Source organism: Gabonibacter massiliensis (genome assembly GCA_001487125.1).
Classification (GTDB): Bacteria; Bacteroidota; Bacteroidia; order Bacteroidales; family Marinifilaceae; genus Gabonibacter; species Gabonibacter massiliensis.
On sequence record LN913012.1, the window covers coordinates 99825 to 126244 of the forward strand.

Sequence of the window (26420 nt, forward strand, 5' to 3'; positions counted from 1 at the left end):
AAGAACGGAAAATGTACTCTTCATAAACTCACTTTTTTGGGTTACAAAATTACGTTAATTAGCTCAAAGTGAAGTTTATACATACTCGCCAAATAGCGACAGAAGTTCGCCAATTTCGGACTAAGTGTACCCCTTTTGAGCTTTCAGTTGTCGGGGGTACGAGTTAGGTTACTAATTTTGTCTTTTAGGGTCTAAATGATGTCCGGTAGGGCAGATATAAGGGGATAAAAAAAGTCCCACAAATCGTTGAATTTGTAGGACTTGTCTGTTCTTTGTCCGGTTAGTTCTGCGGAGAGAGAGGGATGACTCGGAACTTCGTTCCTCATGAACTCGTTACGAACCGTATCCGACGCTTCGGTCGAATCCCTGATGGGTATTTATGTACAAAAAAAGAGTTAACTGTTTGGGGTTAACTCTTTATGTTTAGCGGAGAGAGAGGGATTCGAACCCCCGGTACCTCTCAGTACAACGGTTTTCAAGACCGCCGCAATCGACCACTCTGCCATCTCTCCTGTGCGGTTGCAAAGATAAGGGAAAATTTCGAACGACAAAATAAGATTTTGCTTTTTTACGGGAGTACGTTAAAATGGAGTGTGAAAGAAACCAATTTTTATTTCGTACGTTATAGAAAATTAAATTCTAAACTAAACTAATTATATCTATCAAAACAAGAGAAAGATGGGGAGTTTTAAGAACAAAATGCAAGCTTACGGAATTCGGCAAATATTGAATTATGTGGAGAAAGATCCGGAAGCCAATGCACCGAAAGCATTGAAATGGATAAGAAAAGTGGACGTGGATGGAACGTATGATTCTGCATGGAGTAGTCTGGAGACTTGTTTATCCGATCCCGATAATAATTGGAACCTTTTGATTAAAAAGGCTTACAATGAATGGGATCCTTTCGTGAGGAGGAAGTTATTCGAATCGTTGATCTGTAATTCCGCCATTATCGGCAACAGTATGGTGAAAGTGACCGGAAAGAAGCACGGGGTAAATGTACCCTGGACGATTTTGATGGACCCGACTTCTGCCTGTAATTTGAAATGTAAGGGATGTTGGGCAGCGGAGTACGGTCACCAGATGTCGCTGGATTTCGATACCATGGACCGGATTATTAAGGAAGGGAAAGAGTTGGGTATATTTATGTATATCTATTCGGGAGGAGAACCTTTGGTAAGAAAAAGAGATATCATCCGTCTCTGTGAAAAACACCCGGAATGTTATTTCTTAGCTTTCACGAATGGAACATTGATTGATGAGGATTTTGCGGATGAGATGCTCCGGGTCGGTAATTTTGCCCCGGCCATTAGTGTTGAGGGGTTTGAAAAAGAGACGGATATGCGTCGAGGAGAAGGGACTTATCAGGCGGTCATTAAGGCGATGGAACTTCTCAAACGTAAACGATTGATTTTCGGATATTCGACCTGTTATCATAGTCAAAACGTGGATGTTGTCGGTTCGGACGAATACGTTGATTTCATGATAGAAAAAGGAGCCGCTTTTGCTTGGTATTTTACCTATATGCCTGTTGGTGAAGACGCTATTCCTGATTTGTTGGCTACGCCAGAACAACGGAAATACATGTATTATCAAGTTAGAAAGTTTCGGCGTACCAAACCGATTTTTGCCATGGATTTCTGGAATGACGGGGAGTATGTCGACGGATGCATAGCCGGGGGAAGATATTATTTCCATATTAATGCCAACGGCGATGTAGAGCCTTGTGCTTTTATTCATTATTCAACGGCTAATATAAAGAATATGAGCTTGTTGGATGCGCTTAGAACACCGCTTTTTCAAGAATACCAGAAACGTCAGCCTTTTAATAAAAATCATTTGCGGCCTTGTCCCTTATTGGATAATCCCGATCGATTGAAAGAGGTCGTGAATGCGGCTCATGCTCATTCTACCGATATGTTGAAGCCCGAAAGCGTGGAAGATTTGACCGGAAAATGCCAGGGATGCGCTCATAAGTGGGCCGTCGTTGCAGATCAAATATGGACGGAAAGGGGAAAAACACTGAATTAAATTGTTCTGTATCAAATAGCTGACAATGGTATCGGCAACCGATGGAGGCTGGAGAGGGAGTGACTTTTAAAAGTTCACTCTCTTTTTATTTTCACTTTCTTGGGGGATAAATTTTTTATTGTATTTTCGTTTATATTTTTCAGTGTAAATATAATCTTATGAACAAAGTATTGATTATTGACGACGAGAATCAATTGAGGAGATTGTTGTCCCGTATCATCGGGTTGGAGGGATATGAAGTTTTTCAGGCTGATAGTTGTACGGCCGGGCTGAAACAAGCTAAACAATGTATGCCGGATGTCGTTTTATGTGACGTGCGTTTACCGGACGGGAATGGGGTGGAGATTATTGAAAGATTAAAACAGCTGTCTCCTCGTGCGGAGATTATCATGCTTACGGCACATGGGAATATTCAGGATGGAGTGCAGGCGATAAAAAACGGAGCTTTTGATTATATTACCAAGGGGGATGACAATAACCGGATTATCCCGTTGATCAGTCGTGCTATGGAGAAAGTAGCTCGTGAGGTGGATGAAAAAACGGAAAATAGAGGCGGGGAGAGGAGATATACTTTTGACACGATACTGGGGCGATCGGGGGTAATGCTGGAAGCTATCCATTTGGCCCGGAAGGTCGCGGTCACGGATGTCCCGGTTTTACTAACAGGTGAAACGGGTACCGGAAAAGAGGTGTTTGCTCAGGCTATTCATCAGGGAAGTAATAGAAATAAGAAGTCTTTTGTGGCGATCAATTGCTCTGCTTTTAGTAAAGAGTTGTTGGAGAGTGAGATGTTCGGTCATAAAGCAGGTGCGTTTACCGGGGCCTTAAAAGATAAGAAAGGATTATTCGAAGAGGCACATCAGGGAACCTTGTTTTTAGACGAGATCGGAGAGATGGCATTTGATCTACAGGCAAAGTTACTTCGGATTCTGGAATCCGGAGAGTTTATAAAGATCGGAGATACTAAACCGACGAAAGTAGATGTGAGAGTGATTGCCGCGACCAACCGGGATCTGCCTAAGGAGATCGCTGCCGGACATTTTAGAGAAGATCTGTTTTACAGGCTTTCGGTTTTTCAAATTCACCTGCCTCCGCTAAGGGAACGTATCCGGGATATTGAAGTGTATGTTCATGCTTTTGTGAACCAGTTTTCGGCAAAGATGAGGAAAAAAATCACTTTTATTCAACCTGATTACATGGCTCTGCTTAAACAGCATGCCTGGAATGGGAATGTGCGGGAACTGAGAAATGTCGTTGAACGTAGTATTGTTATTGCCGACGGGGAACAGCTTTCCTCGGGAGATTTGCCTATTGATTTACAGCATGGAAATTTCGGGCCTGGAGAAGACCGACGTTTTTCTGAATTCGAATTAGCCAACATAGAAAAGAATCATATTCAAAAAGTGCTTCAATACACGGGAGGGAATAAGACCGAAGCAGCTCGTTTAATGCATATCGGTTTGACTACTTTATACCGTAAGATAGAGGAGTACGGGTTAGGTGAAAAATAGCGGCTGGTCTGTTTTTTTTGATTGCAGATCGATATGCTATTATGATATGGTACCTTTTCAAAATGAAAAGGTGATAGACGGATAGAATATTCCATTCTGTCCGTCTATTTATTTTATATACACTTAGTTATCTTTTGTGGTAATTCCGATGGCATGGCTTTGGCATAGGGAGAAACGAAAACTTAAATTAAAAAGTCATGGAAGAAGTATTATCATTTATTTTTTTAGGTATGGTTGGTGTTATTTGTTACTGGTTCTTTTTCAAGTGTATTTATTGGTTTGAAAAAATCTGAAAAGGAGGGAGGTTATGTTTACGGTATTGTTTATACTAAGTGTGATGATGTTCGGGTATATGATGTACGTGTTGGTAAAACCCGAAAAATTTTAGAAAGAGTATCAAGCGAATGTAGAAACGAGATAGAAATCCCGGATAACGGGAAATCGTAGTAATGTTTTAAAAGATGAATACGGAAATATTAGGAAGTATTTTGCAGGTCGTGATGATGGTAGTATTGAGCTATCCATTGGGCCGTTATATCGCAAGAATATATAAGGGAGAAAGGACTTGGTCTGATTTTATGGCCCCCGTTGAAAAGTGGATGTATAGGATGAGCGGGATTAATCCCGCGGAGGAGATGAACTGGAAGAAATTTTTGGTCGCGTTGTTGACCGTAAATGTTTTCTGGTTCTTTTGGGGAATGGTGTTGTTGGTTTCCCAGGGGTATTTGCCGTTGAATCCTGACGGAAATGCGGGACAAAGTCCGGACCTGGCTTTTAATACCTGTATCAGTTTTATGGTAAACTGTAATTTGCAGCATTATAGCGGAGAGAGCGGATTGACTTATTTTACACAACTTTTCGTGATCATGTTGTTTCAGTTTATTACGGCGGCTACCGGAATGGCGGCTTTGGCCGGAATATTTAAGGCCATGGCGACTAAAACGACCCGGAATTTCGGTAATTTCTGGGTACTTTTAATAAAGAGTTGTACGCGTATTTTATTACCGTTGTCTTTAGTTGTCGGATGTATTCTGATTATCGAGGGTACACCTATGGGATTCGAAGGAAAGGAACGGATCACGACTTTAGAAGGTGTGGAGCAAGCCGTATCCCAAGGCCCTACGGCGGCCATTGTGCCTATAAAACAATTGGGTACGAATGGAGGAGGTTATTTCGGCCCTAATTCTTCTCATCCCTTGGAGAATCCGACTTTTTTATCGAACATGATAGAGTGTTGGTCTATTTTGATTATCCCTATGTCTATGGTTTTCGCTTTGGGATTCTATCTGAGACGTAAAAAATTAGCTTATACGATCTACGGTGTTATGTTGTTTGCCTTTTTGGTCGGTGTCGTGGGTGCTCATTATTTCGAGCTGAAAGGTAGTCCGCAAATGGATGCCATGGGAATTGCCCAGGAGCGGGGAAGCATGGAAGGAAAGGAGATCCGTTTAGGTACTGCAGCCACGGCTTTGTGGAGTCAGGTGACAACCGTAACTTCCAACGGTTCGGTTAACGGTATGCATGATAGTTTGACTCCGCTCACGGGAATGCTATCGATGTTGAATATGCAGATAAATTGTTGGTTCGGGGGAGTGGGAGTCGGATTGATGAACTATTATGTATTTATTATTATTGCGGTATTCATCAGCGGATTGATGGTAGGACGGACACCTGAATTTTTAGGAAAGAAGATCGAGGCGAGAGAGATGAAGATAGCTGTTATCGTAGCTTTGGCTCATCCGTTCTTTATATTGGTATTTACGGCGATCTCCAGCTTTTTGGCCACTCGTAATCCGGAGCTGGCGGAGGCTTGGTTAAATAATCCTTCTTTTCATGGATTGAGTGAGATGCTGTACGAGTATACCTCGTCGGCTGCCAATAACGGTTCCGGTTTTGAAGGGCTGAGGGATAATACCTATTTCTGGAATTTTACTTGTGGTATCGTTTTGATCATGGGACGTTACTTGCCGATAGTAGGTCAGGTGGCCATAGCCGGATTGTTGGCGAAAAAGAAATTTATTCCGGAGAGTGCCGGAACTTTAAAGACGGATACGGGGACTTTTGCGGTTATGACCTTTACGGTAATCTTTATTATTGCTGCCTTGTCGTTTTTCCCGGTATTGACGTTAGGGCCGATTGCGGAATATCTAAGTTTTTGATTGATGGTTTCCGGTGAGAAAAAATCGGGATGGTAAATTGTAAAACCGAGAATTTTTAGGATAAAATAGTATAGAGATGAAAAATAATAGGTCTGCTTCTTTGTTTCCAAAGGAGTTAGTTGTAGAAAGTTTAAAACAGTCGTTCGTGAAATTGCATCCGCGTACGATGTTTCGTAACCCAATCATGTTCACGGTAGAGGTTTGTACTGTCATGATGTTCCTTGTATCCGTATACATTGCGATCACGGGGACGGCAGGGCAAGGTTCGTTCGGGTATAATATGATCGTGTCCCTCGTGTTGTTAGTTACTTTGTTATTTGCCAATTTTGCGGAAGCCATAGCCGAAGCGAGGGGAAAAGCGCAAGCCGACAGTCTGAGGAGGACCCGCGAAGAGACTCCGGCCAAGGTGATCGTGAACGGGAAAATAGAGATAGTAAGCAGTTCCAAATTAAAAAAAGGTGATCTGTTCGAGTGCGAAGCGGGGGATATTATTCCTTCCGACGGGGAGATTGTCGAGGGATTAGCCTCTATCGACGAGAGCGCCATTACCGGGGAGAGTGCTCCGGTTATCCGGGAGGCCGGGGGAGATAAGAGTTCTGTCACCGGCGGAACGAAAGTACTTTCCGATCGTATCAGAGTATTGGTAACCACACAACCGGGAGAAAGCTTTTTGGATAAGATGATTGCGCTTGTGGAGGGGGCATCCCGTCAGAAAACTCCGAACGAGATCGCATTGACGATTTTATTGGCCGGTTTTACTTTGGTGTTTGTTATCGTATGTGCTACTTTAAAACCTTTCGGGGATTACGTGGGAACCCATATTACCGTGGCGGCTTTTATCTCTTTGTTTGTATGTTTGATTCCGACGACGATAGGAGGATTATTATCAGCCATTGGAATTGCAGGTATGGATCGGGCTCTACGAGCCAATGTCATCACGAAATCGGGAAAGGCTGTTGAAACGGCGGGTGATATCGATACCTTGCTTTTGGATAAAACCGGGACGATTACGATCGGTAATCGTAAAGCTACCCGATTTTATCCTGCCAATGGCGTGGACGAAAAGCATTTTATCCGGGCCTGTTTGTTATCCTCTCTATCGGATGAGACACCCGAGGGAAAATCCATCGTCGAGTTGGGACGGGAGAGAGGTATTCGTATTCGTGATTTGAACGCGGTGGGGGCTTCGATGATTCGATTTACGGCTGAGACCCGTTGTTCGGGTGTTAATTTAGAGAACGGAGTGAGAATACGGAAAGGAGCAGCCGATGCGATTCGTCGAATAGTGGAAAAAGCGAATAACATTATAAGTCGGGAGACGGAAGAGACCATACGGGCTATTTCGGAAAACGGAGGGACTCCCTTAGTGGTTTCGGAGAACGAGAAGGCAATAGGAGTTATCGAATTGCAGGATATTATTAAACCGGGTATACAGGAGCGTTTCAAACGGTTGCGTAAAATGGGTGTGAAAACGGTTATGGTGACAGGAGATAATCCTCTGACGGCAAAATATATAGCTGAAAAAGCAGGTGTGGATGATTTTATAGCGGAAGCCAAGCCGGAAGATAAGATGGAATATATCCGTAAAGAGCAGCAGAACGGGAAATTGGTCGCGATGATGGGGGATGGAACAAATGACGCACCTGCTTTGGCTCAGGCCGATGTCGGGGTAGCTATGAATAGCGGGACTCAGGCGGCAAAGGAAGCCGGTAATATGGTAGATTTGGACAATGATCCGACCAAATTAATCGAGATCGTAGAAATTGGCAAGCAATTGTTGATGACACGGGGAACCTTGACTACTTTCAGTATCGCCAATGATGTTGCCAAGTATTTCGCCATTGTTCCGGCTTTATTTATGTTAACGATTCCCTCTTTGGGGGCTTTGAATATTATGCATCTTCATAGTCCGGAAACAGCCATCCTTTCTGCTGTCATTTTTAATGCGATCATTATACCTGTATTGATTCCCTTGGCCTTGAAAGGTGTAAGTTACAAACCTATTGGTGCTTCCGCTTTATTGCGGCGTAATCTATTGATTTACGGTGTAGGAGGGATTATAGCACCCTTTATAGGGATTAAATTGATAGATCTTTTAGTTGGGTTATTTTTCTAAGTCAGGAAAGGGCCCGCGAGGACGACGTGCAGCGGGTCCTCCTGACATTTGGATGACGTTTAAATTAAAATGTAAAGATGATGAAGTCTAATTTATTGAAATCTTTAAGGTTGACACTTGTTTTTTGCGTATTCTTTAGTGTGTTTTATATTTTCATCCTATGGATATTTGCTTTGATTGCGGGTCCTAATCATGGACGGGCAGAGTTAGTTACTCTAAATGGAAAAGTGGTCGGAGTTGCGAATGTAGGCCAGGCTTTTACGAAAGGTATTTATTTTTGGGGGCGCCCTTCGGCAGTTGATTATGCCGGAGACGGGGCTGGAGGTAGTAATAAAGGTATTTCCAATCCGGAATATTTGCGGGAGGTAGAGGCACGAATTGATACTTTCTTAGTAAAGCATCCCTATTTAAAACGTTCGGAGGTTCCTTCAGAGATGGTAACGGCCAGTGGTAGTGGTTTGGATCCGCATATTTCTCCGGAAGGGGCTTACGTGCAGGTAAGACGGGTGGCTCGGGCCAGGGGTATATCGGAAGAAAAAGTTAGAGAGATCGTGGATGAACAGATCGAAAGACCTTTGTTGGGTTTATTCGGTACTTCAAGAGTCAATGTATTGAAACTCAATGTCGCATTGGAAAAAAGTGCGAATTAAGTTTATATTAGTTGGGGTTATTTAGAGAAATGTATAAATCTTTAAGTGATGTTATTGCATTTCGGGGAAGTTCGAAGGTAAAGGAGTGTTGAGATAACTGATCCGTAACGAGAGGACTTCCCATTTTTATCTATTTTTTAATCTTTCTTTTGAAGCCTGTTTTATCATGTTGATAGGCAGGAAGGATTATGCTAGAAGATTTGATTGTAAATTATTGTTTGTTTTAATTTTTAATAAAATGAATTTTTTAGGAAAGACGATTTTGGTACTCCTATTGATAGGAGTTGTCGTAGAAGTAAAGGCGAGGAATAGCCTAAAAAGTGTGGTGTTTAAGGTGAGCGGAGATATTGTAAGTTCTTATATTTGGCGCGGAGCTTATAACGCGGGAGCCAGTATCCAGCCTACCTTATCGATGGGTATAGGAGCTTTTTCTTTAACGGCTTGGGGATCTAAAGAGATAAGCGGTACACATAAAGAGATCGATTTGACAGCAGCTTATCGTTGGGGAAAATTTAATTTATTCGTGGCGGATTATTGGTGGGAGGGAGAGAAATTGGGAGATAGGGTTTCCTGGAAAAATAACAACTATTTTCATTTCGATAATCGTAACACCGCTCATCATGTGGAGGTCGGTATAGGGTATGTCGTTTCGGATAAATTTCCGTTATGTATCTCTTGGAGCACGATGGTTTGGGGGGCTGATAAAAAAGATAATGAAAAGCAAAATTACTCTTCTTACGCGGAGATGACCTGTCCTTTTTCAGTAAAAAATGTGGATTTGAATTTCACCTTGGGTTTTTCTCCGTATGAAAGCGAACTATATGCCGTTCGCGGTTTTAGTATAACGAATATCGGATTGGGAGCTTCGAAGGAGATACAATTCACCAAGGCTTTTTCGTTACCTGTTTTTACGAGAATTGTTTTCGATCCCGCTCATGAAGATGCCCATTTTGTTTTGGGATTTACTTTAAGGTAGTACAAGTGATTTATTTTACGTTTTAGCCCGGGAAGATATCCTTGCCGGGCTTTGGCAAATCGAGCGGTAGTATTTTTTCATTTTGAAAAAAGCATTTTCAAAATGAAAAAGCAGAATCAACGATATTATATGACTTCCGGTATGTAAATTGTTGATAGAAAGTAAACTATATATTCTTTATCTTTGTAGTATATTTTTTGCTGAAAAACGATTATGGACAAGGAACAAAATGTACAGCATTTTTTAAATCTGATTCGGAAAAGCCGGAGAGGACATTTTAAGGTATATATCGGTATGATAGCGGGGGTGGGGAAGACCTACCGGATGTTGCAGGAGGCACACGAACTATTGCGAAACCGGATAGATGTGCAAATCGGCTATATCGAGACACACGGACGAGTGGATACGGAAGTTCTTTTGAAAGGATTGCCTGTTATCCCCCGGCGGAAAATATATTATAAGGGGAAAGAAATCGAAGAGATGGATTTGCAGTCTATCCTGCAAATTCGTCCGGAAGCGGTTATTGTGGATGAATTAGCTCACACGAATGCAGAAGGAAGTGTGAACGAGAAAAGATGGCAAGATGTTTTTGACTTGTTAGATGCCGGAATAAATGTTATTAGTGCGATCAATATTCAGCATATAGAGAGCTTAAACGAAGAGATACAGGATATTGCCGGCATAGAGGTGAAGGAGAGAGTGCCTGATCGTGTATTTGAAGAGGCGGATGAGGTTGTAAACATCGATTTGACGGCGGAGGAGTTGGTTGCCCGTTTAAAAGCCGGGAAGATTTATAAACCCGAAAAGATAGATATAGCTTTGAACCATTTTTTTAAAGTGGAAAATATCTTGCAGCTCCGGGAGTTGGCATTGAAGGAGGTCGCGTTGCGGGTTGAAAAAAAGGTGGAGAACGAAGTCGTGGAAAACGTGGGACTTAGGCACGAGCGTTTTATGGCCTGTATCAGTAGCCATGAAAAAACGCCTCGAAAATTGATTCGCAAAGTGGCACGGTTAGCCACAAGGTACAATTCCAGATTTTCTGTCCTGTACGTACAGACTCGTCGTGAAAGTCCTGACCGGATACCATTGGCCAATCAGCGTTATTTGATCAATCATTTTAAACTTGCTTCCGAGTTGGGAGGAGAAGTGATTCAGATACAGTCCGATGATATTATCGGGAGCATCATTCGGGTTTGCCGGGAACGTCAGATCAGTACCTTGTGTGTGGGCAAGCCGGATATTCGACTGTTTTCATTTGTGAGAACCGCCTTACGGTATAAGAAATTATTGAATAATTTAGCGGCATTGAATGTGGATTTGATCGTTTTAGCATGAAAATGTAAGATTATGAAGATAAAGACGAAATTGACCTCGGGAATAGGAATCTTGTTTTTGATTATCGTTCTGATGGGAACACTGTCAGTAGGTTATATTTATAAATTATCGGCGGATACCCAGAATATTTTGGCTGATAATTACAATTCGTTGGATTATGCGAAACGGATGTTACAGGCTGTCGAACAGATTGAGACGGATCAGTCGGCTATTCAAGTATTTATCGAAAACTTGGAGAGGCAGCGGAAAAATATAACGGAAATAGATGAATCGGAAGTCACGGAACGCCTGATCGGGCATTTTAGATTGTTGCAGGAGAGCCGGAATGAGGAATCTCTTCAACAGGTCCGCATGGATTTGATCCAGATAATGAATCTGAATATGGCTTCCATCCAACGTAAAAGCGAAGTCGCCACGCGGACGGCTCATGAGGCTATGCTATGGCTTTCGATCATGGGGATGGGAAGTATAACCGTTGCTTTTTTATTGTTGCTCGTTTTTCCGGCTCAGATAACTCGTCCCATAAAAGAGTTGACTAACGGTATCATAGAGATTGCCAAACGAAATTATGATCAGCGTTTATATTTTCATAAAACGAAAGAGTTCGGAGATGTTGCGGCTTCGTTCAATACGATGGCGGAAAAATTGGCGGAATATCAGCAGAGTTCTTTGGAGGATCTGCTATCCAGTAAGAAATATATAGAAGCGATCGTGAATAGTATTCGCGAGCCGATTATCGGTTTAAACGAGGAGAGAAAAATCATATTTGTTAATGACGATGCGTTGTCTGTTTTGAATTTGAAGCGGGAAGAGATTATCCGGCAATCGGCGGCGGAGCTTTCTTTAAGAAATGATTTATTGCGCCGTCTTATACGGGAGTTAGTACATCCGAATGAAAAGCATGAACCTTTGAAGATATACGCGGATGATAAGGAGAGTTTTTTTCAGGCTTATTATGTTCCGGTTCGTCTCACCAAAACGGGGGAGAAGGAGCAAAAATACGTGGGCGATCTGATTATATTGAAAAATATTACGGAATTCAAGGAGTTGGATTCAGCTAAGACTACCTTTATTTCGACGATTTCCCATGAGTTGAAGACTCCAATTGCCGCTATTATGATGAGTTTGAAATTATTGGAAGACCAACGGGTCGGACAATTGAACGAAGAACAGTTCTCTTTAACGGAAAGTATTAAGGAGAATAGCGATCGCTTGCTGAATATTACCGGTGAGTTATTGAAGTTAACACAGGTTGAGACGGGGAAATTAACATTGAGCCCCAAGGTAACGAAGCCGATAGAATTGATTCATTATGCCCTTTCGGCAACCCGGGTATTGGCAGAACGGTTCGGATGTAATATCGAAGTCGAATACCCTGAGAAGATCTCTAAATTGTTTGTGGATAGCGAAAAGATCGCTTGGGTGATTACGAATCTGTTGTCCAATGCCATCCATTATTCCAAAGAGAATTCAAGGATTATTATAGGAGCTTATGAAGAAGACAAACGAGTCGAAATTTTTGTACAGGATTTCGGAAAAGGTATAGACCCGCGTTACCATCAAAGTATATTTGATCGTTATTTTAGAGTGCCTGGAACCAAAGTTCAGGGGAGCGGCTTAGGACTGGCTATTTCCAAAGATTTTGTTGAAGCTCACAACGGAAAGATCCGGGTGGACAGCGAAGTAGGCAAGGGGAGTCGGTTTACGATTTCCTTTCCTGTTCGGTAACTTTATCCCTCGAAAAAAAAATTTCGAGGGATAATTGATCAATTAGAATATACCGAATTTAACGCCGGCAAAATAGGTACGAGGGAGTCCCGGTCCGTAAATGTATTTGGAATCCCGATTGGCTCCCTTGTCGAAGTCGTTCTGATAACTGTCAAACAGGTTTTGTACGCCTCCGCTTACCTGTACCGTGTAATTATTGAATTTGATATCATAATTCAATTTGAGTGTGGCATCGTAAAAAGAAGAGGTTTTTTTCAATATGCTCTTTTCGATGTATCCTTTTTCATGTCCTATATACATCGGTCCGGTGTAAGTTCCCGAAAGAGAGAATGAGAAGTTTTTAAAAGGGATGAAATTGGTTGTAAGATACCCGTATGTATCGGGAGAGCGTAATAATTTACGCGTTTTCTCTGCTTCCGGGTCATCCGTCCAGGCCCGAGGCCGGTCGTATTTACTGCTTTGCAAAGTAGCTCCGAATTGAATTTGCGCTTTATAATGAGGAACGATTTTCCCTTCCACGTTTATTCCTTTTACGATCGCCTCGTTACCGTTTCTACGTTCATAGATGATGTTTCCGTCTGTATCCGGTCCGAGAGGTTCCAATACGAAAATATGTCTTAAATTGGTATAAAATCCTTCGACTAACAAGTTCAGTTGTGTGCTTCCGTAGGTAGCATAATAGTCGATGGAAGCACTATAGCTTTTGGAGCGTTCCGTTTTCAGGTCTTTAGCCACTTGAATGATGGCTACCTCGTTGTTTACGGCGGCTACATGCAGGTCTTCATCATAGGTTTGGGGAGCCCGAAAGCCTTCGGAATAGCTGGCTCGCAGGTTGATGGCATCGATCGGGCTATATCGAATATTCAATCTCGGACTAAATATAGGGTTATCTACGGCACTATTTTTATCCATGCGTCCCCCGATTAAAAAACTTAAGTGTCCTGTTTTCCATTCGTTCTGTAAATATAAGCTGTAAACATATATCTCTTGGTTAAGGTCTCTATTGTACCCCAGCATGATATCGGTCAGTTTGTCGTAAGAATATTCGAAACCGGTAGTCAACTCCGAGGGGAAGAATAAAAAATGGTCAAAGTCATAAGAGTATTGGACTCCACCTACGAATGTAATATCCGTCGTCTTTCCGTATGCCGCCGTATCCCTGTCTGCACCGTAATATGATTTTCGTCCTATATTTTGCAGAGAGGTATACACATTTAGATGGTGTTTGTAATCTGAAGAATTGAACGTGTAGTTTACACCTCCACCGTGTATGTTGTGTTCTGCCTGCTCCGTAATATCCGTTTCGTGAGGAGGTTTGTCAAGTAAATTTCCTCCCCTGCGGAATTCTTTAATATGATGGTATTCCAATGTGATTTTACTGTAGTTGGTCGGTTTGTAATACGTTCTAAAACCCAATGAGGTATTATTTAGTTTACCTAATTCCGTGAAACCGTCTTTGTCGTGATCGTAACCTTGGCGGTCTCTTACCATGCCGAAAAGGTACGCGCCTGTTGTCTTTTGTTCGTTAGTAATAGCCCCGTTAAAGTTAGTTACGTTATCGAAACTTTCACCGTCAATAGCCGATAGGTTGTGACTGATTTGGAAGAAATTATATAGCGGTTCTTTGGTGATGATGTTGATTGTTCCCGCGATGGCATTTGAACCGAATAGAGCGGAACCTCCTCCTCTCATGATTTCGACACGTTCGATCATATTGACGGGAATTTGTTCCAGTCCGTATACTCCCGATAGAGAACTGAATGAAGGACGACTGTCGATTAATATTTGGGTATAGGGACCGTCTAAGCCGTTGATACGGACTTGTTGGAATCCACAGTTCTGGCAATTGTTTTCCACTCGTAAACCCGGTTGAAAATTTAGTCCTTGTGCCAGACAAAACGAATTGGTGTTTTCAAATATTTTAGGTGTTAATACGTTGATGACCACCGGAGCTTCTTTACGGCTGGTTTCGTTTCGGTTAGCCGTGACAACAGATCCCTCCAGCATGATATTGTCTTCGCTAATCTCAAAATTAATTTCCAGGGTTTTTCCTTTTTCCAAAAATACGTCTTTTTCAACGCTTTTATAACCGATGCCTTGTACGCGTAAAGTATGTTTTCCTGCCGGTAAGTTTTTAAGGAAATAATGACCTGTTTCATCCGTATAAGTACCTATATGTGTGTCTTTAAGAAAAACGGATAAAAAGGGTATATGTTCTTTTGTCTCTTTGTTGATAACGTGTCCCATGATGTTGGCATCGCTTTTGGGTTTGCTGTTTTCTTCGTCAGCGAAACCGGGTAAAACGAATGTTAAAAAGAGGGTTAGTATATATATGTGTTTCATATGTTATTGATAATTAAATAGTTTTTGATTTTTGGATATGCCTGTTATCCCGAATGGACTATTCTTCCTGTTAGTTATTAACAAGAAAAGACAGTTATCCCGAGTAATAAAAATAACTTAGAATAGATTGACAAAAATGTCAGATACAGACCGGGGGGGCCCTTAATTTTTTATGAAAGAAGAAATGCGAAGCGGGTACTTCCGCTTTCCGTGTAATATATAAAACGAGTTTCCGTGTCAATGGGGCGGTAGATACGGAAGGTGCTAATAACAAAAGGGTGAAGAAATAATTGAGATGTGCGATTAATTTTATCTCGTTGCCGGAATGAGAGTGTTGGGGCTGATGATTGGTTGTTGTTTTATGAAAATGCGAGTGAACAATCCTTATCCCGTCCACGATATGGTAGTGAGGGAAAAAAGTGATATTTCCATAGTAACTCAGAAATAGAGCTAACAGGAATATCCTTAGGGTGATATACGTTTTCTTTTTTTGCATTAGTTTTGTACCGATGCAAATGTAGAATGTTTCTAAATAAAAGATTAATTTTTCTTCTTAAAATATTGTTAAAAACGGAAGACGTTATTCCAATCTCATTACGGGATAACATCTTCCGTTGTTTATTATTTCTCTATTATGATTCGATTTCCGGCAAGAGTTGCCGTAATTGAATCGTCATACATGGCAGAACAAGTAATTGCCGGCAGTAGGTATGTTCCGGGGTACGAGGCGTTGAAACGGAGAGTGAATTTTTTGGTTTCTCCTTGCTTTAATGAAAAATACAGGTAGATCCGGTCGTCTCGGATATCTACGTTCTCAGTTCCTTTAAAAGGATTTATCCCGGAAATCAGACGTTCATTGATAAATTCGAATCCGGAAGGAAACATGCACGTTAAAGCCAGCTCATCGTATTGACCGATCTTACCGGTATTCTGTACGGATATTTCCGCTGTTATATCTTCACCTTGTCGGTATGTAGGCCGATCGATCCGTTTATTGTTACTATAATAAGTAATTTGCATTTTCAATCCGGACATTTCATTCTGTGTTATGACTCCTAACGGGACGGAACTATTGATGGTCCTAACGTGTAATGTTCCGTCGGTATTGTTTTTAACGGTCACGTTAGAGCGTTGTCGTTTAACGGTTAAGGGTTTAAGAATAACTGTTTTTTCGGTTTGGATTTTTTCTTTTCCGATCTCAACCTTTATACCGTTTCCTTCTTTGAAATACCGTTTAACGTATTGAGCCGCGGCACATAGTCCAAAGGCATTTTCCTGGGTACTCATCCAGTCGTTAGAAGCAAAGCGCAAGGCTATTTTTCGCAATAGGGTATAGGCTTCTTCTTGCATGTCCATATCCACCATACTCCGGAGAAGAATGGCATTGTCACGCAATCCGGAACCGTAGCATCTGCCTAATTGCCTGTAAGATTCCGCTTCCGTTGGCAGATTGGCAATCAACGACCGGGCGACTTTATCGTATTTACCTATTGCGTAGGCTCCGGCCAGTTGCCAACGTGCAACGGGATTTTTATAGATTATATCTTTCATCCGGTTCATGGCTGCCAGATTTGGCTTGTCGGCAGAAGCTAAAACGTATAGACGGTAAGCTTGCTCCAGTTCGGCATAATAATCGGAAGGTTTCCAGGTGTTTGCCTGTTGATTCAAATAATTGACGGCATTATTCTTCATGGATGCAGGAACCTGGTATCCTTGTTTTTCGGCTTGGATGAGGAAGTCGGTAATATAACTGCTTACCCAATCCGAGATAAATTCGCTACCGGCCCAGTAGCTAAAACCTCCGTTGTTCCGTTGGTAATTGCGTAACCGGGAGATTACCTCTTTCACGTTGAGTTCTGCGGTTACCCGTTGGGCTTCCGTGAGGTCCATCAAAGTGTGGAGCATAAGCTGTGGAAATACCGCAGAGGTAATTTGTTCTCCGCATCCGTGCGGATACTGAATGAGATCATTTAATCGTTTTTCTAAGTTTAGAGGAGGGATAGAAGTAATTTCCAACATGGAGGTCGGATTGATTCCCTCGATTGGGTTATCGAACGTTAATGTCTCTCCGGCTTTTAGCTCTTTCGCGTCCACCCGTGTAATTCGGGGGTTGGGTATGCGGATATCGATATCGCAACTGAAATATGCTTTTTCCTGACCACTTTGTGCCGAGAAGGAGAGTGTCGATTTCCCGGTCGTCTCTTTGATCTTAACTTTAAAGAATATAATTTGTTCTCCTGTTTTGTCGAAATGTACCTTTTGTTGAGCGGAGGCGAGATTTTCTATCTTATCGTCTGTTCGGATACTTACGTTTACCTCCTTAATCCGGTCTTTCATGGCGAAGAGGGTAACCGGAATTTCGATTACATCACCCGGGGTGAAGATACGCGGCATCGTAACGTTAAGCATCAGGGGCTGATTGACACTTGTATTTTTGGAGGCCGAACCGTATTGCCCCTTATGTTCGGCTATAACCATGGTACGTACTTCTCCGATATATTCCGGCATACGTAGGGTATGACTCTTTTTTTCACCCTTTTTTAAGGTAAACGGTCCCTGGAATAGTACTACCGGAGTGAACCGATTGCTCTTGTGGTTCTCTTCCGTTTTTAGTGCTTCGTCTCCGCCGATAGCAAAGGCTTTTTCCAATCTTCCGCCGAAAGCTCCGCATACGTCGTCGTAAAAATCCCACGTTTTCACGCCTAAAGCTTCCCGTGCGTAAAATGCGGGGAAGGGGTCCGGAGTTTTGAAAGAGGTCAGCGAGAGAAGACCTTCGTCCACTACGGCTAAGGTATAGGTCATCGGGTGGCCGTCGGCTTCGCTTACCGTAATCGTAAAATCTTCGGATGGACGCAACTCCTTGGCCATGTTGATCTGAGGATGTAAATGGAGGCTCGGATCTTCCACGTCGATATTCATCACTCCGTATAGTCTTATCGGTTTATCGTTGTCCCGGCCTTTGTGCGGTTGTATTAAGGATACGTTCACGTATATGTTGGGACACATATCCTGTTTTGCCTCTATCTCGAATATCGTAAAGTCGTTTGTTGTCGGAATACGGAAAATATCTTTCACCGTTTTGCCATTTTCGATGCTGATAAGGGCGATGCTACCCGATGAGGAGGGAAATTTGATTTTTATTTTTTCGCCGACACGGTATGCTTTTTTATCGCTGGTCAAAGTCAAGAGATTGGCCATTCCGGGCATGTTCAAGTCGTTGCGCCAAGAACTGATATAAAAGGTCGAACCGCAAGAATGACCGGAAACTTTATCTTTAGCAATGAGGTAATAGCGTCCCCACTCGTTACAGGTAATATCGACGTTAAATTTTCCGTCCGTACTTTTTACCATTTTATGTAATATGGGTTTTCGGTAAGACCGGTTAACGTATGAACCAAGATTATCGTCGTTGGAGTCCCACCACCAGCGCCAATCCAAAGCATAAACTTCAATCTCTATTTCATTGGATGCAACGGGTTGTCCCAGGGTGTTTACGACAACGCCTTTTACGGGTATCGGTTTACCAGCCGGATACCAATTGTCATCTGTTTCCGGTAAGGCTATTCCGACGTATTGTGTGTAGGGGGAATATTTAAAAGAGGAGGTGACGATACTGAAATCTCCGCTATTTTCAAAAACCCGAATGGTCAGGAGGGCATTCAACATTCCCGGGGTATTTTCTGTCGTGATATTTTGCGTGGACAAAGTAAAATTGCCGTCTGGATCGGTTGTTCCGTCGAACAGGGTTGTCGTAGTTGTTTTATAGAATCTGGAACGGTCGTCGAAATTGTAATTTTTGTATTTCTCGAATACGGTTTTCCCCTGAGTTAATTTTAATTCGGTAATGGTTTTCAATAAACTGGTTTTAGCCCCGTGTAACCAGCGGGTCGTAACCGGAATCTTATTTTCATGGATTCCTTTCCCCAGTATATTTCCCGGCAAAATAGCATTTATATTTAGGCGGTTAGGCTTTATACTTTCAATCCGTATGGTTTTGGAAAAAGAGGTCCCACCGATTTTGACGATCGTTCGCCAGTATCCCGTTACCGCGTTATCATCCGTTTTGAAGGTAAAACAATACATGCCGTTGTCGTTTCGTCCCTCTTTCCGGGTTTGTACGACATGTCCGTTGGGATCGTATAATTCGGCAATGATGGGATGGCCTGCCGGAATTACGTTTTCTTTGTCTTCCAGGATAAAAGATAAATGGATTTCATTGCCGGGACGCCATACTCCCCTCTCCCCGTACAAGAATCCTTTGAGCCCTTTTTGAACGACGGTTCCCGTTACGTCGAAATTGCTGTAAGATAAAGAACCGGCATCATTGACTTTTAAATAGGCCTGATCATTACCTTTCCGAGCGACGACGGTAAATGCTTTTCCCCGTATCCGGGCTATTGCGATACCTCGATCATCGGTCCGGGTCGAATCTATTTTTTGGTTTTGATAATTGTAGAAGAATAATTCGCAATGGCTTACCGGAGTGGCGTCAGACAAATCATTTACAGCCACTATGTATTTTCCGTCAGTGCCTGCTTTAGCCGTGATGCCTAAGGAGGTTACCACTATATTTTTTTGAGGGAAACGACTGGATACGTAATAATAAGAGTTTGAACAGGGATTATCCCTCTCTTCCCAAGAGTAATCTTCGGGATACCCGTAATAATACTCGTCGTAGTTATCGTAACCTTGCCAGAACTGATCGTCCGAATCATCCCGATCTGGATTTTGTTTTTCGTTACAGGCGAGAGTGGTATAAGATCGTTTGAACCGAAGTTCGACTTTATAAACGACACCTTTTTCCAGTTGAATGTGGTCCGCGAGGTTGATCGTGTAGTCTTGCCATTTATCAGAATGAATCGTTTGTTCTTCTTTTGCCAATATAATTTTTTTATTTAGAATAGGACGGCCTACTCTTCGTAATTCGTAGTCGCCGGCGTATTCGTAAGAATTTTGTTGTAAATAAAAATTCATATTTTGCGGTAGAACTTTAACAACACGTAATTGTATCGCCTTCAGGCCAACCGCGGAAAAAGGGATTAAGATATTCCCATCTGCCGGAGTTATCGTACCTTCTCCAATAAACCGTATTTCTGGCTTCGCTGAAGGGAAGCTTACGGATTGAGTTACTTCTTTGGTTAATTTGTCCCCAGTGGCATTCATGATACCCCGGTAAACGTTTACTTGTACGATACCCCTCATTTTGCTCGTTTCGTTGGTATACAGGCGAACGATATTGCCTTGCACGTTATAGTTCAGCCGGTTTATGCCGTCAATAGTGATTAATCCTTGTAAATCTTGGGTCGGACTTACATTATCAGAGAAAATAACGTCTATACTTTGGGAATAGTCGTCGGTAACTTTGATATCCAGGACGGAGAAGTTGTTTTCACCGGGGATTTCAACGAGTAAATCGTTTCCGTTTTTTATCTTCTTGTCGAAGGTGAGTTTTAAGGTCTGGGAGTGTTTTTCCCGTTTCAGATCGGGAATTGTAAAGTTATGTATATAAGGAGAATGATCCCATACAAGAGAGAGAATCCGATCGTCTAATTTCGCCGTAATCAACTGCTCGATTTGTTCGGGGGGCGTTAGATCCGCGTTTGCGATAGCTCCTTTGTAGAAGAATTGATCGTTATTCTCCGGATAGATGCCTAAATTCCCTTCCTGAAAAGAGTATGCCTGGGGAAGTATCTTAACTGTGAAATTAAATTTCTTCAATGCAGCGGGGACATCGAACAATTGGTCTAATTGTACAGAGATTTGGTAAATTTGCTCGTTTTTAAATCTTTCGCTTGGAATAAATTTCAACGTATTTTGATGGAATTGAAATGTTCCTTTTACTCGGGGAGATATTTTAAAAATATCATCAGCCGAAACAGGAAGAGAATCCAAGTTCGCGTTAAAAAGAATACAAATAGGATCCGTTGACCGTATCATTCCCTGTGTGAATTCGCTGACGTATTTGCTGTATTCTAATTTGTTTTGACTCTGTCTTTCTTTACATGAAGAAAATGCAAAGAGCATGATCAAGAATGAGATAAAGAGAAAACACCTATTCATGGCCTTTGTTTTTGTGATTAATATTAGATTAGGCAAATTTATGTAAATAAAACCAATTCGTTTGGGTTTGTATTTAAATTTTATTCGAAAAAACGAGGATTATTCAGGTAGTATAAGATCCGGATTGTATGAAATTGTTCGTTACTCCTTTGGACAGGTTCTCTTTTAGGGGTTCGTTAAAATTAATGAGGTTAGGACCCGATTGTTTATATTAAATTTGTATTTTTGCAAAATTGAAAAATGATCGGTGGCGGGTGTAAGGTAGAGTTGTCGGTCATGAAATGAGAATCATTCACGTAAAAAGGATAAAGATGAGAATAGCTGTCGTTGGAACCGGTTATGTAGGATTAGTATCCGGTACATGTTTAGCGGAAACCGGAATTACGGTGACGTGTGTCGATGTAGACCGGGCTAAGATAGAGTTGTTGAACAATGGAGGTATTCCTATTTTTGAGCCAGGATTGGCAGAGTTGGTGGTTCGTAACCAGAGTGACGGACGTCTTTTTTTTACGACCTCATTGAGAGAGGCATTGAAAGATGCCGATGCTGTATTTATCGCTGTCGGTACTCCGCCGGACGAGGATGGAAGTGCTGATTTGAAATATGTATTGGGAGTAGCGCGGGAGATAGGTGAAATTATCGATGATTATATTGTGGTTGTTACGAAATCAACGGTTCCTGTGGGGACGAACATGAAGGTAAAGGCCACGATAAAAGAGGCTTTGCAAAAACGAAAGGTATCCGTACCTTTCGATGTGGCTTCCAATCCCGAGTTTTTGAAAGAGGGTGATGCTGTTAATGATTTCATTTCTCCTGACCGGGTGGTGATCGGCGTTGAGAGCGAAAGGGCCAAACGGGTGATGGAGCGTTTGTACCACGTGTTTATCTTAAATAATACGCCGATCTATTTTATGGATATTCCTTCGGCGGAGATGACTAAATATGCTGCCAACTCCATGTTGGCGACCCGAATTTCATTTATGAATGATATTGCGAATTTGTGTGAGATCGTGGGGGCGGATGTCGAGGCTGTAAAGAAAGGGATAGGTAGTGACAGCCGTATCGGTAAAAAGTTTTTGAATGCGGGTTGCGGTTATGGAGGTTCTTGTTTCCCTAAAGATGTGAAGGCGTTGATTAAGACGGGAGATGAAAACGGACATAGTTTAGAATTATTGAAGGCTGTGGAGAGAGTGAACGAGAGGCAAAAAGAGGTGTTGTTTAAAAAAGTAATAGCTCATTTCGGTCCGGATTTGAAAGGTAAACGTTTTGCCGTGTGGGGATTGTCTTTTAAGCCTGCTACTGATGATATGCGGGAGGCTCCTTCGCTGGTTCTGATCGAACGTCTGGTGGAAGCCGGAGCTGTAATACGAGCTTATGATCCGGTGGCAATGGAAGAGTGTGAGAGACGCATAGGGGCGAAGATCGAGTATGCAAGTAATATGTACGATGCGTTATCGGATGCGGATGCTTTAATTGTTGTCACGGAGTGGCCTGAGTTTAAGATTCCTAAGTTTACTTTTATTGAAAAGGCTTTAAAGCATAAGATTATATTTGATGGTCGTAATATATATAGTCCGGAACAGATGAAAGAGTTCGGTTATATTTATTATGGGGTAGGACGGCAAAAGTGATTCGTCGTCACAGGATGATTTGTTCGGGAGTATGAATGAGGCATCTTTGCTTCAAAGTTATGATTTATGGATAAATTGCGGATTTTATTTATTATAAATCCTATATCGGGTTTTGGCTTGGGTTGGGAAGTCCCTTATCGACTGAAGCGTATTGCGGCTTATCGTCAGGTCGACTATATGATACGTTTTACAGAATATGCCGGACACGCCAAAGAGTTGGTCGAGAATGCAAAACATGAAAATTATACGCATATTGTGGCTGTCGGAGGTGATGGTACGGTAAATGAGGTAGGAACGGCTTTATGTGGTACGGATATTGCTTTTGGGGTTATTTCTTTGGGGAGTGGGAATGGTTTTGCTCGTCATCTCGGATTCTCCTTGATGATGTCGAAGGCTTTAAAGCAATTGCTTCAAAGCGAGATCACCCGAATTGATGTGGTTGAAATCAATGGTTATTATTCTTTGAACGTAAGTGGGTTAGGGTTTGATGCAGAGGTGGCTCATTTTTTTAATAAAATGAAGATGCGGGGAATATTTTCCTATATTTATTCGATCGTCCGCATGTGGTTTCGTTACCCGAGTAAACGTTATCGTTTTAAAATCGGGGATAAGGTATGGGAGGAGGATTGTTTTATTTTAAGTATTGCGAACAGTTCGCAATATGGAAATAATGCGCGGATTGCTCCCAAAGCTTCTTTACGGGACGGGTTGTTTGACATATGTATTTTAAAACGGCCAAAATATTACCAGATACCCCGTTTTATATATTGTTTTATGAATTCTCGGATATCCAAACTGTCTTATTTTAGTGAAATACAATGTGCAGAGGCGGAGATCGAGGGAGATATATCTAAAGCCCATATCGATGGGGATCCCTATGTTTTAAATGTACCGGTAAAGGTGAGGATCCATCCGGGGGTACTGAACGTAGTTGTTCCTAAACTATCCAAAAAGAAGAAGATTAAAAGGAATGTTTGATTCATACTGTCGCCGGAATAATCCGGTAGACAGCATCTAATCAAATTATTTTGTCGGTGCGGGGTCCACGTTCAGGTTAATCTGTTTCTCGATGAGTTGGTCCAAAGAGATAAAAGTTTCTGTTTTTGCTATTCCCGGAATATTTTGTAAGGTGTTGATTAATATATCCATAAGATGTTGGTGGTCGTTGCATCTCAGTTTTATTAAGAAGGTAAAACCTCCGGTGATGAAATGACATTCGATGACTTCGGGAATATTTTCAATCTCTTTGACTACTGTTTTATAAGTATGAGCGTGGTCTAAGATTACTCCGATGAAGGCGCATACGCCGAATCCGAGGGCATCCGGTTTTACGATAAATCTGGATCCTTCAATAATACCGGAATCTTCCATTTTTTTCACTCTTTGGTGAATGGCAGCTCCTGATATTCCGCACTCTCGCGCTATTTCCAGAAAAGGGACTCTTGCATTTTTCACGAGATGCGATAATATTTTCCGGTCGATTTCGTCAATTTGATATTTTGCATTCATTTTATTGTGTATTATCTGTTGAAATTCAATACATTATATAGTTGCTTCCGTTGTTTGTAATATTGCCATCCTTCTTCATTGGTAATGGTCTTTATTACGCTGTCGATCATGTTATTGAAAATAGTTGCAAAGTCGTATCCTTCCGGCGGATAGATTTCCGGATTGTGTATGTCGTTTAACTTGGCGATATACATGCGTGCGACCATTTCACTGGAAACATCATTTTTGTACATACCTTGTTGCATTCCTTTTTCAATATTGATTTTTATTTTTTCAAAGATAAAATCGGAACGTCTGAGCCGATGTTTTTCGTATATCTCCGGGTAGGCTTTTGCCAGTTTGAAAGTGACAGAAGGCGATACGTTGAAGAAGCGATCGTTGATTTCATTACCGACCAGCAATAAGATGTCGATGGCATTCCATCCTTCGAAATTGTATTTGTCGAAAATCTCTTCAAAACAAATTCTTTCCCGCTCAAATATTGAATTTACGATATCCTCCATATCAGAGAAGTTTTCGTCGATTTCTTCCCGCGTAATATTTACTTTTCGCAAATTCTCATCAGATAAATCAGTGCCGTACCGAAAGACGTAAGTTCTTAATTTCTCTGTAAGCAAACATTTCTTTTCAGTCATAAATGAAATCTGTTTTATGTTTTATGCTGTAAATATACGAAACAATTAAGAATTGAAATAATTATAGGTTGTAAATTATCATATTCTGACTACTTTTGTAGAATTAGTAAGAGTTTGTAAGTATATCCTATGAAGAAGATTATTTTATTCGTGTTGATGTTCAGTAGTTTTGTTTCTTTTGCTGCGGAGAATAAAACAAAGCTGGTTGTTGGTGTCGTGATAAGCCATTTTTATCCGGAGTGGCTTGAGTGGTATAGGCAGGATCTTTCTGCAGGAGGCTTTAAAAGACTCATGCAGCAGGGGGGTGAATTGAATATGAATTATAATTACGTTTATACTCAAACGGGAGTAGACCACGTCACCCTATATACCGGAATGCTTCCGGCAGAACATGGGATCGTATCCAAAATTTGGTATGACCGACTCCGTAGGGGAAGACAAAGTGCCGTAATGACGGGGGATTATTATGAGGTCGGATCTCAACAAGGGGATAGTATAAAAAGTTTAAGTCCTGACTTTATCCGAACCCTTAACTTAGGGAGTGCTTTAAAGATGAATAATGGTTTCTCGAAGGTTTATAGTGTGGCCATGAACGGGGATGAGGCGGTATTGAGCGGAGGGAGTAGTGCCGATCAGGCTTTTTGGTTTAGTGAAAAGACTGGAAAATGGGTTTCATCGACTTTTTATAAAGAACGGTTACCGGAGTGGTTGATTCGTTACAACGATCGTATTGAGAGTGATTCTTTGGTAAACAGAGGGTGGATGCCATTGTCGGATGAAAGAGGGAGTGCTGCCAAAATCAAAAGTAAATTCGGATTGGCAAATTTGTTTTATTACGACCTTGTTCGGGCAAAAAGGGAATACAAGACCTATCGAGTTTTGAAGGCGACCCCGCATGCTAATACTTTAGTCTGCGCTTTGGCGAAACGATTGATTGCCGAAGAGAGATTGGGAAAAGATAACGATCCGGATTTGCTGGCCGTCAATTTTTCATGTTTGGATTACATGCACAGGGATTTTACCGTAGACTCGGAAGAAGAGAAAGATGCTTTCTTGCGTTTGGATAGGAATATGGAGGATTTGTTGACTTTTCTTGATCTTAAGGTGGGGAAAGGAAATTATACCTTATTCGTAACTTTCTCCGAAATGCGGGAATTGATGCCCGAAGACTTGATAAAGGTGAAACTGAATTCGAGTTATTTTAGTATATATAAGGCCGTAGCTTTATTAAAATCTTATTTGGGGTTGATCTACGGACCGGGAGATTGGATCGCCGACTATGATCAGGGACAGATATATTTGAATCGGGATTTAATCGAAAGGAAAAAATTGAACTTAAAAGAGATGGAAGACCGTATAGCGGATTTCTTGATCGATTTTGAGGGAATTGCAAAGGTTATTACTGCTTATTCACTAACACATACGGCTTTTACTTCGGGCGTGGATCAATTGATACAAAACGCTTTCTCTCATAAGCGAAGCGGAGACGTGTTGTTCTGCCTGTATCCGACCTGGATTTCAGAATTGAAAGAGATGGAAGATATTTATTTCCGGCATAGTAAGCGTCCGTTTGTCCCTCTGTATTTGTATGGAGCCGGGGTAAAAACCGGTTTGAAAGGAAATTTCGATATGGTGGATTTATTGCCTACTTTATGTGATATAATGGGAATACCTGTTCCTTATACCGTACGGGGGAAAAAGATAGAATAAACGGTTCCGTTTTTAGGTCTCTCGGA

At 41.7% G+C, this 26420-nt stretch carries 16 protein-coding genes and 1 tRNA gene; 11 read left to right on the forward strand and 6 right to left on the reverse strand.

All coding sequences use genetic code 11. The features are described 5' to 3' along the window. Positions 1 to 427: 427 nt before the first annotated feature. Positions 428 to 512, reverse strand: a tRNA-Ser gene (locus tag BN3283_RS02790). Positions 513 to 678: 166 nt separating this feature from the next. On the opposite strand from BN3283_RS02790, the gene BN3283_RS02795 reads away from it, so the two are divergent. The 8 genes from BN3283_RS02795 to BN3283_RS02835 all read left to right on the forward strand — a co-directional run bounded on the left by BN3283_RS02795 (position 679) and on the right by BN3283_RS02835 (position 12506). Further along, positions 679 to 2031: a radical SAM/SPASM domain-containing protein gene (locus BN3283_RS02795; protein ID WP_059025573.1), complete on the forward strand. Its 1353-nt coding sequence runs from the start codon at positions 679 to 681 to the stop codon at positions 2029 to 2031. 158 nt (positions 2032 to 2189) lie between these two features. After that, positions 2190 to 3542 (forward strand): sigma-54-dependent transcriptional regulator, encoded by a 1353-nt coding sequence (locus tag BN3283_RS02800; RefSeq protein ID WP_059025574.1) that lies wholly within the window; start codon positions 2190 to 2192, stop codon positions 3540 to 3542. Between the two features lie 461 nt (positions 3543 to 4003). Then, positions 4004 to 5701, forward strand: a complete 1698-nt coding sequence (gene kdpA / locus BN3283_RS02810) for a potassium-transporting ATPase subunit KdpA (protein ID WP_059025575.1) — start codon at positions 4004 to 4006, stop codon at positions 5699 to 5701. 76 nt (positions 5702 to 5777) lie between these two features. Beyond that, entirely contained in the window at positions 5778 to 7817 is a 2040-nt protein-coding gene (kdpB, locus tag BN3283_RS02815; protein ID WP_059025576.1) for a potassium-transporting ATPase subunit KdpB, read from the forward strand. 80 nt (positions 7818 to 7897) lie between these two features. Continuing rightward, positions 7898 to 8467 (forward strand): K(+)-transporting ATPase subunit C, encoded by a 570-nt coding sequence (locus BN3283_RS02820; protein WP_041502636.1) that lies wholly within the window; start codon positions 7898 to 7900, stop codon positions 8465 to 8467. 238 nt (positions 8468 to 8705) lie between these two features. After that, positions 8706 to 9443, forward strand: coding sequence for a hypothetical protein (locus BN3283_RS02825; RefSeq protein ID WP_059025577.1), 738 nt, complete (start codon positions 8706 to 8708; stop codon positions 9441 to 9443). Between the two features lie 213 nt (positions 9444 to 9656). Further along, complete coding sequence (locus tag BN3283_RS02830) at positions 9657 to 10778, forward strand: histidine kinase (RefSeq protein ID WP_041502594.1); 1122 nt, start codon at positions 9657 to 9659, stop codon at positions 10776 to 10778. 12 nt (positions 10779 to 10790) lie between these two features. Beyond that, a complete protein-coding gene (locus BN3283_RS02835; protein WP_059025578.1) occupies positions 10791 to 12506 on the forward strand; it encodes a sensor histidine kinase in 1716 nt (571 codons plus the stop codon). A 42-nt stretch (positions 12507 to 12548) separates the two neighbouring features. Here BN3283_RS02835 and BN3283_RS02840 read toward each other — a convergent pair whose 3' ends face one another. The 3 genes from BN3283_RS02840 to BN3283_RS02850 all read right to left on the reverse strand — a co-directional run bounded on the left by BN3283_RS02840 (position 12549) and on the right by BN3283_RS02850 (position 20909). Continuing rightward, positions 12549 to 14849, reverse strand: a complete 2301-nt coding sequence (locus tag BN3283_RS02840; protein ID WP_059025579.1) for a TonB-dependent receptor — start codon at positions 14847 to 14849, stop codon at positions 12549 to 12551. A gap of 139 nt (positions 14850 to 14988) precedes the next feature. Continuing rightward, positions 14989 to 15345, reverse strand: coding sequence for a DUF8478 family putative metalloprotein (locus BN3283_RS14820; RefSeq protein ID WP_059025580.1), 357 nt, complete (start codon positions 15343 to 15345; stop codon positions 14989 to 14991). Positions 15346 to 15470: 125 nt separating this feature from the next. Next, a complete protein-coding gene (locus tag BN3283_RS02850; RefSeq protein ID WP_070807441.1) occupies positions 15471 to 20909 on the reverse strand; it encodes an alpha-2-macroglobulin family protein in 5439 nt (1812 codons plus the stop codon). A gap of 311 nt (positions 20910 to 21220) precedes the next feature. Here BN3283_RS02850 and BN3283_RS02855 point away from each other — a divergent pair, with 311 nt between their 5' ends. Next, positions 21221 to 22540, forward strand: coding sequence for a UDP-glucose dehydrogenase family protein (locus tag BN3283_RS02855; protein WP_059025582.1), 1320 nt, complete (start codon positions 21221 to 21223; stop codon positions 22538 to 22540). 66 nt (positions 22541 to 22606) lie between these two features. After that, positions 22607 to 23518, forward strand: coding sequence for a diacylglycerol/lipid kinase family protein (locus tag BN3283_RS02860; RefSeq protein WP_059025583.1), 912 nt, complete (start codon positions 22607 to 22609; stop codon positions 23516 to 23518). A gap of 45 nt (positions 23519 to 23563) precedes the next feature. Here the strand turns inward: BN3283_RS02860 and BN3283_RS02865 are convergent, their stop codons facing one another. Both BN3283_RS02865 and BN3283_RS02870 read right to left on the reverse strand, forming a co-directional pair. Next, positions 23564 to 24049: an Lrp/AsnC family transcriptional regulator gene (locus tag BN3283_RS02865; RefSeq protein WP_041502599.1), complete on the reverse strand. Its 486-nt coding sequence runs from the start codon at positions 24047 to 24049 to the stop codon at positions 23564 to 23566. A gap of 11 nt (positions 24050 to 24060) precedes the next feature. After that, complete coding sequence (locus tag BN3283_RS02870; RefSeq protein ID WP_041502600.1) at positions 24061 to 24684, reverse strand: hypothetical protein; 624 nt, start codon at positions 24682 to 24684, stop codon at positions 24061 to 24063. Between the two features lie 129 nt (positions 24685 to 24813). On the opposite strand from BN3283_RS02870, the gene BN3283_RS02875 reads away from it, so the two are divergent. Beyond that, positions 24814 to 26394, forward strand: coding sequence for an alkaline phosphatase family protein (locus BN3283_RS02875; RefSeq protein WP_059025584.1), 1581 nt, complete (start codon positions 24814 to 24816; stop codon positions 26392 to 26394). The last annotated feature ends 26 nt before the right edge of the window (positions 26395 to 26420 follow it).